Here is a 17,274-nt window from a genome sequence, read left to right as displayed (position 1 = left end):
AATGCCGACAATGAATATGCTCCAGGCGATCAATAACGCCCTCGACATCGCCATGGCGGAAGACGAAAAAGTCATCTGCTTTGGCGAGGATGTGGGAATTTTTGGCGGTGTTTTTCGTGCCACCAGCCACCTGCAGGAAAAATACGGCAAGGCCCGCTGTTTTAATACCCCCTTGGTCGAGCAGGGTATCATTGGCTTTGCCAACGGCCTGGCCGCTCAGGGATCGGTTCCGGTGGCTGAAATTCAGTTTGCCGATTATATTTTTCCCGCCTTTGATCAAATCGTTAACGAAACCGCCAAATTCCGCTATCGCTCGGGAGATCTGTTTAACGTCGGTGGCCTGACCATTCGCACACCCTATGGTGGTGGGATTTCCGGCGGGCTTTACCACTCACAATCGCCCGAGGCTTACTTCACCCATACCCCTGGGTTAAAGGTCGTGGTACCCCGCAACCCCTATCAGGCCAAAGGGCTATTACTGGCGTCCATTCGTGACCCGGACCCGGTGCTGTTTCTCGAACCCAAGCGGCTTTACCGCGCGTCAGTGGGAGAGGTGCCGGAAGACGATTACCAGCTACCCATTGGCGAAGCCGAGATCACCAAGGAGGGCAGCGATATTACCCTGGTCGGCTGGGGCGCGCAGATGGAAGTGATTGGCAAGGCCGTGGAGTTGGCAGAGGAGCAGGGTATCAACTGCGAAGTCATCGACCTGCGCTCGCTGTTGCCCTGGGATGCAGATACGGTCGCCGAGTCTGTTCTCAAGACCGGTCGGTTGGTGGTCAGCCATGAAGCGCCGTTGACCGGCGGTTTCGCCGGTGAAATTGCCGCGACGATTCAGGCGCGTTGTTTTCTCTACCTGGAATCGCCCATTGCACGGGTGACCGGGCTGGATACGCCTTTCCCGCTGGTGCTGGAAAAAGAGTATCTACCCGACCACCTGAAAATCTTTGAAGCGATTCGTGAAAGCGTTAATTTTTGACGCCAGAGGAGAACAACAATGAGCGATTTTATGCTGCCGGACATCGGCGAGGGTATCGTCGAGTGTGAAGTGGTCGAATGGCGTGTCGCGGAAGGCGACCGGATTGAAGAAGATCAGCCGGTTGTCGAGGTCATGACCGACAAGGCGCTGGTGGAAATCACCGCCCATGAAGCAGGCGTTGTCACTAAGCTGTATGTCGATCAGGGGCAAATTGCCAAGGTTCATGCCCCCCTTTATGCCTACCGGGCTGACGGTGAAGACGCCGATGAGGCAAAGGCATCGAATGATAGCTCAGAAGCGTCGTCGTCCAGTCAGCCCGCGGCTGCTGAAAAGCGGGCGGAGACTCAGCCGTCACCCCCAACACCAGCGGCTGTTACCCAGGGGAAAGTGCCTGCCAGCCCCGCCGTCAGGCGGCTGGTCAGAGAGCATCAGTTGCAGCTCACAGATATCGCGGGAACCGGCAAAGACGGTCGCGTCCTCAAGGAAGACGTCCTGGCGCATCTTGACCAATCTGGCGAGGCCGCTTCGATGTCATCCCGGGAGACGTCATCACGGGGGAGTGGTGACGTGAGCCGGGTCGAGCCACTGCGTGGCATGCGGGCGATGATGGCCAAGCGCATGGTGGAATCGGCCAGCACGATTCCGCATTTTCATTACGGTGAGGAAATCGACGTGACGCAGCTTCTCGCCATGCGGGAACGCTTGAAACCGCTGGCAGAAGCTCAGGGCGAGCGCTTGACGCTGATGCCGTTCTTCATGAAAGCGATGGCATTGGCGATTGCCGAATCGCCGATTATCAATGCCCAGCTCAATAAAGCAGGCGACGAGCTGCACTACTACGCCCAGTGCAATATCGGCATGGCCGTGGACAGCAAGGCCGGGTTGCTGGTGCCCAATGTCAAAGGTGTCGAGCGCTTGACGCTGCTGGAGATTGCCAGAGAAGTCGGGCGTTTAACCCATGCGGCCAGAGAAGGGCGGGTTGATCAGGCGGATCTCAAAGGGGGGACCATCAGCATTTCCAACATAGGGGCGCTGGGCGGTACCTACGCGGCGCCGATCATTAATGCCCCGGAAGCCGCCATCGTGGCGATTGGTAAAACCCAGTGGCTGCCACGTTTTGATGACCACGGCGAGGTCCAGCGGCGTGCGATCATGACGGTTACCTGGGCGGGGGATCACCGCTTTATTGACGGGGGGACGATCGCGCGCTTCTGTAATACCTGGAAGGGCTTTCTGGAAGCCCCGGATAGCATGTTGTTGCATCTGGGATAACGCAGGCGACCATGGCTCAGGCACCCCTTCAGCAGTTTTATATACCCGAGGAGCAGTCGGTATACCTGCTGAGTCACCACGATGCCCGCAAGCTCAAGGACTGGGTGGCGCTGTGCCAGGAGCAGCTCTCCCAGCTGGGCTACCGGGACATCGAACTGATCGGTAAGGGTGCCTACGGTTTCGTTTTTGCCGGTAGTGCGCCGATCCAGGGAGCGACGGCGCACTACGTTTTCAAGTTCTCACGCATTACCCTGCCCATTCACCTCCAGGAACGCCTTGAAGAAGAGGCGTTCATGCTGGAGCAGGTGTCGCACCCGCTCATTCCCAGGTTGATTACCTACCAGCGCGCGCGGGGGCAATCGATTCTGGTCATGGAGCGCGCGCCCGGCTTGAATCTCGAGCAGGTATCGCTCAGGGAAGGCCGACTGTCGCCCCGCCTTATCATACGCATCGCCGCACAGTTAGCCGATATTCTGATGGCGTTGCGCAGAGAGGCCGGCCCCAAGGCGCGGCCTGTCGTCCACGGAGATATCAAGCCTTCCAATCTGGTCTTTGATTCGACTGACGAGTCCATCGCGCTGATCGACTGGGGCTCATCCGTCTTTGCCCAACTCGATGCCCAACTGCAATTCGTCGGCAACAATGTAATGGAGTTGATGTCGGATAACCTGCAACAGACCAATGCCCGACTGGGCGATGTCTACTTCATTGGCGAGGAACAGTTGAACGGGGGCCTTTCGTCGCCACGCTTTGACGAGCAGGGCGTGGCGGGCACTTTGTATGCCCTGGCATCTGCGCAGTCGTGCCGCTTTGGTCATCGGGCGATTCCTGCCAGTTCGCTGGGGCTTCCCATGGAGTTTGCCCGAACGCTGGACGCTATGCTCGACCCCGATCCTCACCTGCGTCGCAAGGCGGGCGACTATTTCCTGCGCGCCATGCCGCGGATGGCCCGCGTGGTGATGCTCGACCTGCCGGGCAGCGTTCAATCACCGCTGGTACCGGTATGGGGGCGTCCGGCTGAACAGGAAATTGACACCGTGGTGTACAGTTCTCGCAAGGCATTTCTGCGTGAAGCCAATGCCCCTGAAACCCTCAACGACGTTAACGATGTACAGCTGGACCGCTATTACAAACAGTTCATGCAGGGGATGGGGGAAACCGAAAAAGCCTTTCTGGCCTCGGTGAGCCGCCTGGGCAAGTACCCGGTTGTAGGCGGCCTGGCGGTGCGCTGGGAGCGCGACGGTGTGTATATCGATTCGTCGTTGAACCTGCACGACCCGGCATTGAAGCCTGCGTTTATCGAAGCGGTCAATAACATGGTGCACCTGGCGCGGGCGATCCATCGCCAAGGGGTGTTCAAGAGCTGTCTGTTTAACGCCCGCCAAACATTGCACCTGGAGCGTGGTTCAGCATCGGAGCCTTTTAATTGCGAACCCGGCATGGCGATCAGCTATGAAATGAGCGCCGTCCCGGAGCTTGAAGACCGCACGCGTCAGCATAGTTACTTCGAGGATGGTCCCGATCCCGAAGAGCTATTAGCATTGCCAGCGTCGATCATGCAGGTACTCAAACAGCTTAACGAGATTCATCACACCGGCATGATCATTTTTGAGGCGCTGCCCAGGCACCTCAAGATTCATAGCTACTATCGCCTTCTTGATCCTTCCAGGGAAGACGAATTTCGCGCGTTGCTGGTGGAAATGCTCGCATCAGTCAGCGAAATTGAAGGCCTGGGAGTCTCTGGGTTCATGAAGATGCCCTACAAAGATACCCGCTACTTCACGCACCTTGAAAGCCAGCCCGAACGATACTACCCGCGTGACCCGCGGGAATATATCAGGAAACATTGCCAATAAAGGCAGACCATTTTTGCAGGTGTTACCGGGAGAACTCCCGCCATGCAGCGTAAGTACTGAGAAAGACGCGACCGGTGAGAGCCTCAAGAAAGTCACTTTTCTTGAGCTGATCCATCACGGGGCCTTTTACCTCCGCAAGGTGCAGCTTGACGCTTGAATCTTTTAGGCGGGCATTGATGGCGTCGAGGCTTTCCAGTGCCGAGGCATCAATCAGGTTAACGGCTGAGCAGATCAGTACCACGTGTTCCAGTTCGGGGCGGCTGGCCACCAGGTTATACAGCGTATCTTCCAGATAGCGCGCATTGGCGAAGTACAGGCTTTCATCAATACGCAGTAGCGCCACACGGCTGACGGTTTCGACATCGTGACGGCTAATGTTGCGGAAGTGTTCGGTACCGGGAACGCGCCCGACAAGCGCGCTGTGCGGGCGACTGGTGCGGTATAGATAAAGCGCAATGGACAGGGTCACGCCCCCCAGAATACCTGCCTCGATTCCCTCGACAAGCGTCAGGAGGATGGTAAGCGCCATGGCCGAGAAATCACTGCGCGAATAGCGCCACGTCTGGCGCAGCATGGGGATATCCACCAGGGTCAGGATAGACACGGTAATCGTTGCTGCCAGGGTGGCGATCGGCAGGTGGTAAAGCCAGCCCGTAAACGCCATCGTCACCAGGGCAATACCCAGCGCGGCAAAAGCCCCGGCAGCGGGCGTCTGAGCGCCCGCGTCAAAATTAATCACCGTACGCGACAGACCGCCTGTCACCGGCATGCCATGGGTGACGGCCGCGGCCAGGTTGGTTGCGCCCAGGCCAATCAATTCCTGATTGGGGGAAATGCGCTGGCGCCGTTTGGCCGCCAGCATCTGCCCCATCGACACCGACTCGACAAAGCCGACCAGGCTGATGAGCAAGGCCGGGATGAATAGGGCTTTCCATAACGAGGCATCAGCCCACGGCAGGCTGAAAGCGGGAAGCCCACCCGGTACGTCGCCGACGACATTGACGCCCTGATCAGCAAGCCCCCAGTACCAGGTGGCAAGCGTGGTGGCAACCACGGCGATAACCGGCCCCGCCTTGGCGACCAGGTCGGCGACGCTATTGGGCAGCCCCAGGTGCTTGAGTGTCGATTTCCCATGTCGGCGAAGCCAGACCAAAAACACCAGCGTGCCTATGCCCAAAAGGCAGGTGGGCAGGTTGAGGGCATCCAGGTTGGGGATGAGGGTCATCAAACGCTCCACCAGGGTAAACCCGCTGCTTTCGATCCCCAGCAGGCTGCCAAGCTGGCTGACCGCAATCAGAATCCCCGAGGCCGTTAAAAACCCTGAAATGACCGGGTGGCTCAAGAAATTGCTGAAAAAGCCCATTTTCAGCAGCCCCATGGCGACCAGCATGACCCCTGAGAGCATCGACAGCACCAAGGCGGCTTCCAGGTAGGCATCAGAGCCGGGGGTGGCAACCGACGAAAGGGCAGCCCCGGTCATCAGCGCAATAATCGCCACAGGCCCCACGGCCAGGGTACGGCTGGTGCCAAACAGGGTATATACCAACTGCGGTAAAATACTGGCGTACAGGCCAACCACGGCCGGCAGCCCTGCCAGCAGGGCATAGGCAAGCGACTGCGGTATGACCATGACGGTGACAATCACGCCGGCCAGTAAATCCGCTCCCAGTAACCGCTTATGGTAGTAAGGCAGCCAGGACAGAATGGGCAAGTAGCGCTTTAGCATGGGCTCCCGGGGCGATCCGCCTCAAATCATCGATGGATAAGCTGCATCACAGCTTAACGCGAATGTAGGTCATTATATTAACAAGTTATAAGTCAAATTACGGCACCCTGCGGTAATTTCACTCCCGGCGTTGAGTCCTGCCCCCAAAGTGTTACTTATTTAATCCTCGTTAATTAGTAAGCTTACAATAACCCTAATGAAGGACTTGGGGCCTCATAACCACATTAATAACAAGAGAACTGACTATGCGTATCATTCGATGGGCGGTTCCCATGGTGCTGTTGGCACTGGCGGTGTGGCTGGTGTCTTTCAGCACACTGGGGGGATATGTAGCGGTGGGGATGGCGGCCATCGCGGGGGCGCTGAGTGTTTTGATGGCCTTGGGTTCGCTATACCAGGCGGATCAGCAGTCGTTGGAGGGCAGGCGACCTGTCAATCGGTTAATGGCCGATTATGCGTCGCTACGCGCCATGGCGTTTCGCTTGATGAAGCGCGCCAGCAGCACGGCCATCGCCTCGGCAGAAGTTTCACACTACGCAGATTTGATGGATCAGCGTCTCAGTAAACAGGAGAGAATGGCGCGTGAGTCGTCAGCCAGCATGGGCGCGATCAACACGGCTATCATGCAGGTCAGTACCAGTGCTGCCCAGGTAGCCACGCTTGCTGAAAGCGCCCGCGAAGCCAGTCATCACAATCAGGCAGCACTGACCGACATCATCCAGGAAATGAGCGATGTGTCCGAACAGTCCCAGCAGGCGCTGGAGATGCTGACCTCGCTTAATGACAAGATCGAGCGTGTGCGCAACGTCACGTCAATGATTGAAGACATTGCCGAACAAACGCATCTGCTATCCCTCAATGCCTCCATTGAGGCTGCCCGGGCAGGCGAGCACGGCCGGGGGTTTGCTGTCGTGGCCGGCGAGGTTCGCAACCTGGCGCACAAGACCTCGACGGCCACCCAAAGCGTGGATGAACTCGTCAAGGATATGCATCAAAGCGGGCAAAACGTGGTGTCATCAATGGGCAGTCTGATGAGCCGAATCAGCCACCGCTCGGCTGACATGCAGCACGTCGGCAGCAGTCTGGGCACCATTACCCATGAATTTGACCAGGTGCAAAGCGAGATCAGCAGCGTCGCACAAGCCATCGATAATACCCGTCAACATAGCCAGACCGTGGCCGACACATTGCATGAGCTGGAAGCAGACGTCGATGAAGGCAACCGCGATATGCACGACCTGGCGAATCAGGCCCGTGCCTTGATGGAAGCGGCAGAAGGTGTCGATGGCGAGCTGGCGCAACAGCGGCTCAACGGCCGTCATCAGCAGGTTTTCCACGCGGCGCGGCAAGCTGCCGACCGGCTGGGTAAACTGTTTGAGAACGCTCTCAAACGCGGCGAATTAAGCGAGGCGGCGCTGTTCCAGCCCAGCTATCAGCAGATCCCCGATACTCGGCCACCGCTGTATCGTACGTCGTTCGATGATTTTACCGATAAATATCTGCCCGATATCCAGGAGCCGCTGTTGACCCAGCTTGACCTGAGCTACGCGATCACCTGCGATAAGAAAGGCTATGTGCCCACCCACAATCAGGCGGTGAGCCGCGCGCCCACTGGCGACTATGATCACGACTTAAAATTCTGTCGCAGCAAGCGTATTTTCGACGACCCCACCGGACGCCGGTGCGGTGCACACGAAAAGCCACTGCTACTGCAAACCTATAAGCGCGATACGGGCGAGATCATGCATGATCTGTCAGTACCCATCTATATCAATGGACGACACTGGGGCGGCTTCCGTATCGGCTATCAGCCAGAGCGCGAACCTGCTTCTCAGGCTCTGGACAATCACGACGATGTGCCCGCGCTACCTGGCCGACAGCTGGCCGGGACGTGATTGCCAGGCAGACCAGGAGTAAAGGGCCAGCCCTGTCCAGATCATGATGAAGGTTACCAACTGGATTGAGCTGAGGGGTTCTTCAAAAACTGCCAGGGCGATTAAAAACTGGATACTGGGGTTGATGTACATCAGAAACCCCAGTGTCGCGAGGCGCAAACGCCTCGCAGCGCCGGCAAAGGCCATGAGCGGGAGGGCTGTGATGACGCCGCTGGCGATCAACAGGGCCGTTGTCTGGGTGTCGCCTAAAAAGTGCGATGTTCCTTGCCAGCTAAAGGCCGTCAATGCGATCAGCGCAATGGGGAACAGCAACAGCGTCTCGACAAAAAGCCCCGAAAGGCCATCGAGTGGGACCTGTTTGCGAAACAGGCCATAACTTCCAAAGCTCAGTGCCAGCAGTAGACTGATCCACGGCAACTCCCCCAGCATGAAAAACTGAATGGCGATCGCCAGGCTGGCCAAGCCCAGCGCCACCAGTTGCAACCGCGCCATCACTTCCCGCAGTACCAGCATACCCAGCGCTACATTGACGAGAGGCGTTAAAAAATAACCTAAACTGGCTTGTAACACCTGGTGGGTTTCCACCGCATAAATATACATTCCCCAATTAAACCCAATCAGCAGGGCGCAGGCGAGAACGCGGCCGAGGCGCCTGGGCTCCACCAGGGCGGCAACGACGGGCGGCCAGCGACGCAGCAGGGTAATAAGGCCCACCAGGAAGAGGCACGACCACAGGATGCGATGAACCAGTATTTCGATGGCCGGAACGCCATCAAACAGCGCAAAAAAAAGCGGGAAGCATCCCCACATGGTATAGGCCGTCAAGCCAAAGGTGACCCCTTTGACGGCTTCGGGATCGCGTGGTGGAGTGGGAAGCATAGCAGCCTCATTATTTAAAAATGCTAATCTAACACAAACGCGACAACGTGAGCGGCGTAAAGGAGTGATTCGATGAGCCAACTCAGAACCAGCCTGGTGCAGTGCGATCTGCGCTGGGAAAACCCGGAAGCCAACCATGCCCACCTTGAGCAACTGTTAGGTGACCTTGATCACCGGGAAACGGATCTGATCGTATTGCCCGAAATGTTTGCCACCGGGTTTACGATGAACTCCCGTGAGATGGCTCAACCCATGGATGAAAGCCAGAGCGTTGCCTGGATGAAGGATCAGGCACGGTCACGCCAGTGCGTCATGACCGGCAGTGTGGCTATCCAGCATGAGGGCGAGTACTACAACCGGCTAATCTGGGCCATGCCGGATGGTCAACTGACCTATTACGACAAGCGACACCTGTTCCGCATGGCCGGTGAACATGAGCGTTACGGCATGGGAGAGCGGCGTGTAATCGTCGAACTGAAAGGCTTCAAACTACTGCTGACGGTCTGCTACGACTTGAGATTTCCGGTTTGGCTTCGCCAGCAGCCGACACAAGACGAACATTTCGAGTATGATGCGCTGCTGTGCGTCGCCAACTGGCCCGCACCTCGCCGTCAACCCTGGCGCACCTTGCTTCAGGCCCGGGCGATTGAAAACCTGACCTATGTGATTGGCGTCAATCGCGTGGGCGAAGACGCCAAAGGCCTGGCGTACAGTGGCGATTCAATGCTGGTGGATTTCAAAGGCGAGCCACTTATCGACCATTCAGCGCATACGCCGTTTGTGGAAACGGGATGCCTCAATAAAACGGATCTAGATGCTTTTCGAGAAAAATTTCCTGCCTGGCAAGATGCCGATCGCTTTTCATTGCTCCCAGGAGTCGGCCAATAATGCGTCTTGATCGCTTTTTAAGTGAAACGACCCCGTTAACGCGTAGCCTGGCAAAGCGCGCGCTAAAAAACGGTGAGGTGACCTTGAACGGCGAGCCGATCAAGCAGGCAGCAACGCACATCGATACGCAAGAAGACGTGGTGGTGCTTAACGGCACGCGACTGGCGCTGGTCGGACTGCGCTATATCATGCTGAACAAGCCTGTCGACGTGGAGTGTACCGCCAGGCGAGGGCTTTACCCGAGGGTTATCGACCTGATTGACCTCCCCAAGGCAGAGCGTTTACAACCGGTCGGGCGTCTTGATGTTGATACCACGGGCCTATTGCTGCTTACCGACGATGGCCAATGGTCGCACCGTGTGACGTCACCGCGCCATCGCTGCGCCAAGGTGTATGTCGCCGAGCTTGCCGAACCCATGGAAGGCGATGTGGCCGAGTGGGCCATCAACCAGGTGGCGGAGGGCATTATGCTCGACGGCGAAGAAACGCCGACTCAGCCAGCCACGCTGCGGTTTTTAGCGCCGCATCAAGCGGAGCTGACCATTACGGAAGGGCGTTATCATCAGGTCAAGCGCATGTTTGTAGCGTTAGGCAATCACGTTGAAGCGCTGCATCGACGTTCAATTGGCGATATTGAGCTGACGGATGCTCTGGCCCCTGGCGAATGGCGTGAGCTGACCCCGGAAGAAATCGCCAGCTTTTAATCGCCCATGACGCCCTGAGCTTGCCGACAACAGTTGGGCTCAGGCGTGTCTTAGATTAATAGTGAGTTTATACCGTTATCTTATTTTTATAGCCAAATTCTGGCTTAGGCTTGGGAGAAGTATTAAGCAAGCAGGGAGGTCAACCCGCGAAATCTTTTAGATAAGCCGCCGCTATAAGCGACTGCGTATAAGAATGCTGAGGAGAGGCGAGTACGTCCAGGCAGGGGCCTTGCTCGACGACCTCACCATCTTTCAGGACCATAATACGGTGGGCCATGGCGCGTACCACGGCTAGATCATGGCTGATAAACAGGTAGCTTAGCTGGCGCCGTGCCTGAAGGTCCCGTAGCAGTGTCACCAGCTGCTTTTGAACGGTGCGATCCAGTGCTGACGTCGGCTCGTCCAACACCAGCAGCTCAGGCTCCAGGATAATGGCCCGGGCGACGGCGATCCGCTGGCGCTGACCGCCGGAAAATTCATGCGGATAGCGCGCCGCACAGCTTTCCGGCAGGCCGACTTCTCTCAACGTTTGATGGACGCGCTCAGTGACTTCCGTGGCAGACAGGTGAGGGTAGTGAAAGCGCAACCCTTCACTGACGATATCGAATACCGGCATACGCGGCGATAAGGCCCCATAGGGATCCTGAAATACCATCTGTAACCGGTGCCGCTGACGGCGCAAGTCGTTACCCGTCAGCTTGCTCAAGGGGGCATCACCCAGGGTGATATCGCCTTGGCTGGTCACCATCCGCATGATGGCCGAGGCGAGGGTGGTTTTGCCCGAACCTGACTCACCCACAATACCCAGGGTTTCACCCGGCGCGACGGTCAGGTCGGTGGCCTTGACCGCTTCAAAGGCAGGCGGCTGACGCTTGAATAATCCAGGTTTGGGGCGTTTGAAACTGACGCTCAACTGTCTGACGGTCAGTAACGGTGGACGTTCGGCAACAGGCGATGGTCGGCCTTCCGGCTCGGCGGCCAGCAGACGCTGGGTATAATCACTTTGCGGTTGCTCGAACACCTGCTCGACGGGGCCAGACTCCTGGATTTTACCCTGGAACATGACGCACACACGGTCCGCATGACGGCGTACCAGGTTAAGGTCGTGGCTGATCAACAGCAGTCCCATGCCGTGCTGGTCGCGCAGTTCTTTCAGCAGCGCCAGGATTTCCTGTTGAACGGTGACATCCAGCGCGGTGGTGGGCTCGTCGGCGATCAACAGCGATGGGTTATTGGCAATGGCCATGGCGATCATTACCCGTTGACGCTGCCCCCCGGATAGCTGGTGGGGCCATGCATCGAGCAGTTCCTCGGCGCGCGGCAGCTTCACTTGTTCGAGCAGATTTTTGGCCCTTGCTCGGGCGGCTTTGCCACGCAGCCCCTGATGCAGGCGCAGGGATTCGCCAATCTGCTTGCCGACCCGGTGTAGCGGGTTGAGTGATGTCATGGGCTCCTGGAAGACAACGCCCACCGTATTGCCGCGCAGCCCGTTCCACTCGGCGTTGCCAAGTGTGTTGAGCCGCGTACCGTTAAGTCGCCGTTCGCCACTTACCTTGGCATTGCCTGGCAACAGGTTCATCAACCCCAGGGCCGATACCGATTTACCCGAACCGGATTCGCCGACAATGACCAGCGTCTCGCCTGCGTGTAGCTCCAGACTCAGTGACTCGACGACGTTACTGCCATCAAAGGCGATGGTCAGGTTGTCGACGCAAAGTAGCGGCTCAGGCATGGGGCGTTTCCTTAGCGGGCGTTGGGGGCTGCTGAACATGGCGGGGGTCAAAGGCGTCACGCAGGCCTTCGCCGATAAACACCAGCAGCGAAAGCATAATGGCCAGGGTCATGAAGGCGGTGATGCCCAGCCAGGGCGCGTGCAGGTTGTTTTTGCCCTGGGCTGCAAGCTCGCCCAGTGAAGGTGCGCCCGGTGGCAGTCCAAACCCCAGAAAATCCAACGCGGTCAAGGTGCCAATGGCCCCGGTGAAAAGGAAAGGGATGAAGGTCAGGGTGGCCACCATGGCATTGGGAAGCACGTGGCGCCACATGATCAACCGCGACGGCAGCCCCATGGCCTTGGCCGCGCGAACGTACTCCAGGTTGCGTGCGCGCAGGAATTCGGCGCGCACAATGTCCACCAGTCCAAGCCAGGAAAACAGCAGCATGATACCCAGCAGCCACCAGAAGCCGGGTTGCACGAAACTGGCGAGAATGATCAACAGAAACAGCACGGGGAGTCCTGACCATATTTCGGTAATGCGCTGACCCACAAGGTCCGTCTTGCCGCCAAAATAGCCCTGAATACCTCCTGCGAGTACGCCTAGCACCAGCGACCCTGCCGTTAAGACCAGGGCAAATGCCACCGAAAGACGAAAACCGTATATCACCCGCGCTAGCACATCCCGCCCCTGGTCATCAGTGCCCAACCAGTGGCGCCCATCGGGCGGGGCCGGGGACGGGCGGGTCATCTGCATATCCAGGGTCTGGTAAGAAAACGGAATCAGGGGCCATAACGCCCAGCCGTTGTTCTCGATCTGCTCCTGAACAAAGGGGTCCAGGTAATCGGTTCTTGTGGGCAAGAAGCCGTCAAATTCCGTTTCGGGGTAGTCGACCAGCAGTGGCACATACCACTGACCGTCGTATTGCATGATGATCGGTTTATCATTCGCGATCAGTTCGGCAAACAGGCTCAGCACAAACACGACACCAAACACCCATAGCGACACCCAGGCGCGGCGATTCGACCTGAAAGCGGCAAAGCGGCGCCGGGTAATGGGCGAAAATCGAAACGTCGAAGCAGTCATGATCACGACTCCCGGGTGGCAAAGTCGATGCGCGGGTCAACCCACACATAGGTGAGATCCGACACCAGTTTGAGCAGTAACCCGATGACCGTGTAGAGAAACAGCGTGCCGAAAATGACCGGATAGTCGCGCTGCATGACCGCTTCAAACCCCAGCAGGCCCAGCCCATCAAGGGAGAAGATCACCTCGATCAGTAACGAGCCGGTAAAGAAGATACCAATCAGGGCTGAGGGCAGACCGGCAATAATGATCAGCATGGCATTACGAAACACGTGGCCATAGAGGATGCGCTGTTCATCGGCACCCTTGGCGCGCGCTGTCAGCACATATTGCTTGTGGATCTCATCCAGAAAGCTGTTCTTGGTCAGCATGGTGAGCGTGGCAAAACTGCCAATCGCCGCGGCTATTACGGGAAGTGTGATATGCCAGAAATAATCCTTGACCTTACCCCAGGTGGAAAGCTGGTCGAAGTAAGGGGAAGTGAGCCCCCTGAGGGGAAACCAGTCCAGGTAGGTACCACCGGCAAACAGCACAATCAACAAGATGGCGAATAAAAACCCCGGGATGGCGTAGCCGACGATGACCAGCCCGGATGTCCAGACGTCAAAGCGTGAGCCATGGCGCAGGGCCTTGCGTATACCCAGCGGAATCGAGATGAGGTAGACCAGCAAGGTCGTCCAAAGTCCCAAGGAGATGGATACCGGCAAGCGCTCTATCATCAGATCGATTACCGGCCGGTCGCGAAAAAAGCTGGTGCCGAAATCGAAGGTGAGATAATCCGCCATCATGCCGATGAAACGTTCATGGGCCGGTTTATCAAAGCCAAACTGCTGTTCCAGTTGCTCTATAAAGCGGGGGTCGATGCCCCTGGCACCGCGGGACTCGTCGTTGACCTGAACATCAGCGCCGCCCATATCCAGGCGCGTACTGGCCATTGCATCGGCGCCTTCAAAGCGTGCCAGCATTTGATCGATCGGGCCACCAGGCGCGGCCTGCACGATAATGAAATTGAGCAGCATGATCCCGAAAAGCGTCGGAATCATCAGCAACAGTCGGCGTAGGGTGTAACGTGCCACAGAACTCTCCATGGTTCATCAAGAATAAGCCGAGGTCAGCGTCGTGACCGGCGCTGTAAAGCGGCTTCACGTTCGGGGACCACCCACCAGGCGTCTAAATCCATGGCGTATTCGGGGAAGGGGTCGGGATACCCGAATTTATCCCATATGGCGATCCGCGTCTCACCTGAATGGTAGTGGGGAATGACATAAAACCCCCAACGCAGGACACGATCCAGTGCCCGGGTAATGGTGTTGAGCTCCTCCCGGTCTTCTGCTCTGATCAGCTTTTCCACCAGATCATCTATCGCCGGATGCGCGAGGCCCATGCGATTGCGACTCTGGGGTGAATCAGCTGCTTGGCTGGTCCAGAAGTCTCGCTGTTCATTGCCAGGGTTGTTCGACTGCGGAAAATGGCTGATTACCATATCAAAATCAAAATTGCGCTGGCGATTGAGGTACTGATTGATATCCACGATACGCATCGAGGTTTGTACACCCAGGCGGGCCATGTTGCGCAACATTGGCTGTACCACGCGCTCCAGCCCTGAATCGTACAGCAATACTTCAAGTCTCAGCGGTTGCTGGGTATCCTGATGGATCAGGACGCCGTCTTCCACGCGATAACCCGCCTCGCGGAGCAGGTTCAGCGCCAGGCGCAGCCGTTCGCGGAGGTCGAGAGGATGGTCGATAGGCAGTGGCTCCGTGAACAGCCGCTCTGACTGGTGGGACTGCATCAACGCCTCGCGATGGGGTTCGAGTAATGCAAGCTCTTCATCGCTTGGCAGGCCCTGGGCTTCCATTTCGGAGTTTTCAAAGAAGCTTCTCGTCCGCTGGTAGGTATCGTAAAAAATATTGGTGTTCAGCCAGGGAAAATCAAAGGTCAGGCTCAGCGCTTCACGCACGCGCGGATCCTGGAACTTTTCCTTGCGCAGGTTGAAGACGAACGCCTGCATCATGGAGGGGTTTACGTCAGGTACCGTGATGCGCTTGACAAGCCCTTCCTCATAAGCGGGAAAGTCGTAGCCAATCGCCCAGGTGGCGGCGCGTGCGTCCGTGCGAAAGTCCGTCAATCCGGCCTTGAAGGCTTCCCAGGCAATATCCCGATCCCGGTAATAATCATAGATCACCCGGTCAATGTTGTATCGGCCCACGTTGACCGGCAGGTCCTTTGCCCAATACGTGTCGTCGCGCTGATAGACGATTCGTCGGCCAGGATCCACTTCGCCAATTTTATACGGGCCAGACCCGGGATGCGCCGCCAATGTCGGTGCGGTGAAATCATGCTGTTCCCAGTAATGCTTCGGCAGCACCGGGAATTGGGCGACGATAAGCGGTAACTCTCGCGACTCGCTGTCGCTAAGCGTGAAACGAACCAGGTGGTCATCCAGGGCAACGGCTTGCTCAACCCCTGCATAGTAGCTGCTATAGAAAGGGTTGCCTTCGTCACGCAGCAGGTTCAGCGAAAAGACGACATCGTCGGCCGTGACCGGCTCACCGTCCTGGAAGCGAGCTTCAGGACGGAGGTCGAATTCGATCCATTCGCGATCGGGGTCGAGACGCACACCCTCTGCCAGCAAGCCATAAAGACTGAAAGGCTCGTTAGGATTGCTTGCCATCAAGGTATCGTAGATCTGGAGTAGTCCCGCTGCTGGCGTGCCTCGAATAATGAAAGGGTTGGTCGAGTCAAAGCTGCTACCCACGGCCGTATGCTTGATACTTCCGCCTTTGGGCGCGTCGGGATTCACGTGGGAAAAGTGCGGAAAATCCTCAGGGAGGGCAGGCGAGTCATACAGCGACATCGCATGCTGGGTTTCGACAGGTGCCGAGCCATCCGTGGCGGTGGACTCTGTCACGCGGGCATCACTGCTGGCATGAGTGCTGGCCAGGAGTGATGCCGCAAGCAGCGCGTTACGGGCAAGGCATAAAACAGGACGCAGAATAACGCCACAGCGCATGGGGCAATTTCCCTATCAACAAGGCGATGAGTCTCAACGTCCTGAAAGTGTCAGGAGTTGACCTGCTTGTAAAGCTTCTGGGCGTTCAATCTCATTTAACCGCATCAGCTCTTGAGCGCTCAGATTATAGCGACTCGCGATCACAGACAGGCTATCGCCACTTTCAACGCGGTAAGTATCGGGTGTATTGGCGCTGGCTACGCTCTGGCGTTCATCTGTACCGTTTGATAGCTCTGCGAGAACGTCATGATCGACGTCTTCGGGTACCAGTAGCGTTTGAGCACTTGACGGGTTGAGCGCACCATTAAGGAGACCGGGGTTGAGCTCAGTCAACGCCGATTTGTCTACCTGAAGCAACGCTGACGCTTCAGACAGGGTAACCGAATGCTCAAGCTTCACCTTGGCGAAAGCCGGCTCTGTATGAATGTCCGGCAAGCTGACATTGTAGCGTTCCGGGGTATCGATAATCGTCGCGATAGCAAGCAACTTCGGCAGGTATTGCATGGTTTCCTGGGGCAGGTTCAGATCCCAATAGCTGCCTTGCAAGCCTTGGTTTTCGGCGCGTTGTTTGGCTTTGTTGACGGTCCCGGCGCCCGCATTGTAGGCGGCAAGCGAAAGCTGCAGATCTCCCTCGTACCACTGGTCGGCCTGCATTTCGAGGTAGTCCAGCGCGGCGTTGGTCGAGGTGACAACGTCGAGCCTGCCGTCGTAATGTCCGTTGCGTACAAGCCCTAGAGCGTCACCGGTGCCAGGCATGAATTGCCACAGACCGGCTGCTCCCCGATGACTTCGCGCACTCGGGTCAAAAGAGCTTTCCACGAACGGAATCAGGGCCAGTTCTCCCGGCAGGTTGCGCTCGCTTATCTGCTGAGTGATCCAGGCAAGCCAAGGACTGGCGCGTTCGGTAATTTCAGCAATATTTTCAGGGCTTGAACGGTAGTGATCTATCCACTCATCGACACGTGCCTGTGCCTCGGCTGACAGTGACTGCTCGCGCCACTGGAAGCTCTCGCGCAGTTTGCTCCAGGCATCCTGCGGCTCCAGCATCAGTTCTTCCCAGAAATGTACATGGGTACCCCCGGGATGAGCGGGCGCAGAGGCATCATGCGTGTTCGAGGCCGACTGTGGAGAAGGGCCGTATTGGCTGGCTGAGGCCTGAGAGTTGGCGGCAGCCGCCAGCAGCAGGCTCATGATCACGGTACTGCCGGCGCCCAGCAAAAGACGTTGGCGAATCGTGCGATAGGTCATAGTGGTTTACGTCGTT

13 protein-coding genes are annotated in these 17,274 nt (G+C 57.3%); 6 read left to right on the top strand and 7 right to left on the bottom strand.

Annotated elements, in window-relative coordinates; genetic code table 11:
• Window position 1: 1 nt before the first annotated feature.
• From ADS46_RS05880 to ADS46_RS05870, 3 genes are read left to right on the top strand one after another with little or no spacing between them, the layout of a single operon-like run.
• Entirely contained in the window at window positions 2-979 is a 978-nt protein-coding gene (locus tag ADS46_RS05880) for an alpha-ketoacid dehydrogenase subunit beta (RefSeq protein WP_066317536.1), read from the top strand.
• Window positions 980-997: 18 nt separating this feature from the next.
• Window positions 998-2,251, top strand: a complete 1,254-nt coding sequence (locus ADS46_RS05875; protein ID WP_066317534.1) for a 2-oxo acid dehydrogenase subunit E2 — start codon at window positions 998-1,000, stop codon at window positions 2,249-2,251.
• An 11-nt stretch (window positions 2,252-2,262) separates the two neighbouring features.
• A complete protein-coding gene (locus tag ADS46_RS05870; RefSeq protein WP_066317532.1) occupies window positions 2,263-4,107 on the top strand; it encodes a protein kinase domain-containing protein in 1,845 nt (614 codons plus the stop codon).
• Between the two features lie 22 nt (window positions 4,108-4,129).
• Here ADS46_RS05870 and ADS46_RS05865 read toward each other — a convergent pair whose 3' ends face one another.
• Window positions 4,130-5,833 (bottom strand): SulP family inorganic anion transporter, encoded by a 1,704-nt coding sequence (locus ADS46_RS05865; protein WP_066317529.1) that lies wholly within the window; start codon window positions 5,831-5,833, stop codon window positions 4,130-4,132.
• 245 nt (window positions 5,834-6,078) lie between these two features.
• Here ADS46_RS05865 and ADS46_RS05860 point away from each other — a divergent pair, with 245 nt between their 5' ends.
• Complete coding sequence (locus ADS46_RS05860; RefSeq protein ID WP_066317525.1) at window positions 6,079-7,728, top strand: methyl-accepting chemotaxis protein; 1,650 nt, start codon at window positions 6,079-6,081, stop codon at window positions 7,726-7,728.
• Here ADS46_RS05860 and rarD read toward each other — a convergent pair.
• The gene (gene rarD, locus ADS46_RS05855) at window positions 7,699-8,607 is read right to left on the bottom strand and encodes an EamA family transporter RarD (protein ID WP_066317523.1); all 909 of its coding nucleotides are present in this window, start codon (window positions 8,605-8,607) and stop codon (window positions 7,699-7,701) included. The two genes, ADS46_RS05860 and rarD, sit on opposite strands and share 30 nt — an antisense overlap.
• A gap of 72 nt (window positions 8,608-8,679) precedes the next feature.
• Between rarD and ADS46_RS05850 the strand changes: the two genes are divergently transcribed.
• Both ADS46_RS05850 and ADS46_RS05845 read left to right on the top strand, forming a co-directional pair.
• A complete protein-coding gene (locus ADS46_RS05850; RefSeq protein ID WP_066317521.1) occupies window positions 8,680-9,495 on the top strand; it encodes an amidohydrolase in 816 nt (271 codons plus the stop codon).
• Window positions 9,495-10,199, top strand: coding sequence for a pseudouridine synthase (locus tag ADS46_RS05845; protein WP_066317519.1), 705 nt, complete (start codon window positions 9,495-9,497; stop codon window positions 10,197-10,199). Before ADS46_RS05850 ends, ADS46_RS05845 begins: the two co-directional genes overlap by 1 nt.
• Before the next feature lie 139 nt (window positions 10,200-10,338).
• On the opposite strand, the gene ADS46_RS05840 is transcribed toward ADS46_RS05845, so the two are convergent.
• Genes ADS46_RS05840 through ADS46_RS05820 form a run of 5 tightly spaced genes read right to left on the bottom strand, consistent with a single transcriptional unit; the run spans window position 10,339 to window position 17,258 of the window.
• Window positions 10,339-11,931, bottom strand: a complete 1,593-nt coding sequence (locus tag ADS46_RS05840) for an ABC transporter ATP-binding protein (RefSeq protein ID WP_066317517.1) — start codon at window positions 11,929-11,931, stop codon at window positions 10,339-10,341.
• Window positions 11,924-12,997 carry an ABC transporter permease gene (locus tag ADS46_RS05835; RefSeq protein WP_066317515.1) on the bottom strand — a complete coding sequence of 358 codons (1,074 nt, stop codon included), beginning with the start codon at window positions 12,995-12,997 and terminating at the stop codon, window positions 11,924-11,926. Before ADS46_RS05835 ends, ADS46_RS05840 begins: the two co-directional genes overlap by 8 nt.
• 2 nt (window positions 12,998-12,999) lie before the next feature.
• Window positions 13,000-14,073: a microcin C ABC transporter permease YejB gene (locus ADS46_RS05830; protein WP_066317513.1), complete on the bottom strand. Its 1,074-nt coding sequence runs from the start codon at window positions 14,071-14,073 to the stop codon at window positions 13,000-13,002.
• Between the two features lie 35 nt (window positions 14,074-14,108).
• Complete coding sequence (locus tag ADS46_RS05825; protein ID WP_066317510.1) at window positions 14,109-16,010, bottom strand: extracellular solute-binding protein; 1,902 nt, start codon at window positions 16,008-16,010, stop codon at window positions 14,109-14,111.
• Window positions 16,011-16,043: 33 nt separating this feature from the next.
• Window positions 16,044-17,258, bottom strand: coding sequence for a transglycosylase SLT domain-containing protein (locus ADS46_RS05820; protein ID WP_066317508.1), 1,215 nt, complete (start codon window positions 17,256-17,258; stop codon window positions 16,044-16,046).
• Between the last annotated feature and the right edge of the window lie 16 nt (window positions 17,259-17,274).

It is taken from the genome of Halomonas sp. G11, assembly GCF_001663515.1.
GTDB lineage: Bacteria > Pseudomonadota > Gammaproteobacteria > Pseudomonadales > Halomonadaceae > Vreelandella.
Note: the sequence above shows the minus strand (reverse complement) of the source record. Positions and strands in the feature narration are given on the sequence as shown.

Excerpts from the sequence above, each read along its gene's own strand:
- ADS46_RS05880 (WP_066317536.1), top strand. The coding sequence starts at position 2 with ATGCCGACAATGAATATGCTCCAGGCGATCAATAACGCCCTCGACATC.
- ADS46_RS05875 (WP_066317534.1), top strand. The coding sequence starts at position 998 with ATGAGCGATTTTATGCTGCCGGACATCGGCGAGGGTATCGTCGAGTGT.
- ADS46_RS05870 (WP_066317532.1), top strand. The coding sequence starts at position 2,263 with ATGGCTCAGGCACCCCTTCAGCAGTTTTATATACCCGAGGAGCAGTCG.
- ADS46_RS05865 (WP_066317529.1), bottom strand. The coding sequence starts at position 5,833 with ATGCTAAAGCGCTACTTGCCCATTCTGTCCTGGCTGCCTTACTACCAT.
- ADS46_RS05860 (WP_066317525.1), top strand. The coding sequence starts at position 6,079 with ATGCGTATCATTCGATGGGCGGTTCCCATGGTGCTGTTGGCACTGGCG.
- rarD (WP_066317523.1), bottom strand. The coding sequence starts at position 8,607 with ATGCTTCCCACTCCACCACGCGATCCCGAAGCCGTCAAAGGGGTCACC.
- ADS46_RS05850 (WP_066317521.1), top strand. The coding sequence starts at position 8,680 with ATGAGCCAACTCAGAACCAGCCTGGTGCAGTGCGATCTGCGCTGGGAA.
- ADS46_RS05845 (WP_066317519.1), top strand. The coding sequence starts at position 9,495 with ATGCGTCTTGATCGCTTTTTAAGTGAAACGACCCCGTTAACGCGTAGC.
- ADS46_RS05840 (WP_066317517.1), bottom strand. The coding sequence starts at position 11,931 with ATGCCTGAGCCGCTACTTTGCGTCGACAACCTGACCATCGCCTTTGAT.
- ADS46_RS05835 (WP_066317515.1), bottom strand. The coding sequence starts at position 12,997 with ATGACTGCTTCGACGTTTCGATTTTCGCCCATTACCCGGCGCCGCTTT.
- ADS46_RS05825 (WP_066317510.1), bottom strand. The coding sequence starts at position 16,010 with ATGCGCTGTGGCGTTATTCTGCGTCCTGTTTTATGCCTTGCCCGTAAC.
- ADS46_RS05820 (WP_066317508.1), bottom strand. The coding sequence starts at position 17,258 with ATGACCTATCGCACGATTCGCCAACGTCTTTTGCTGGGCGCCGGCAGT.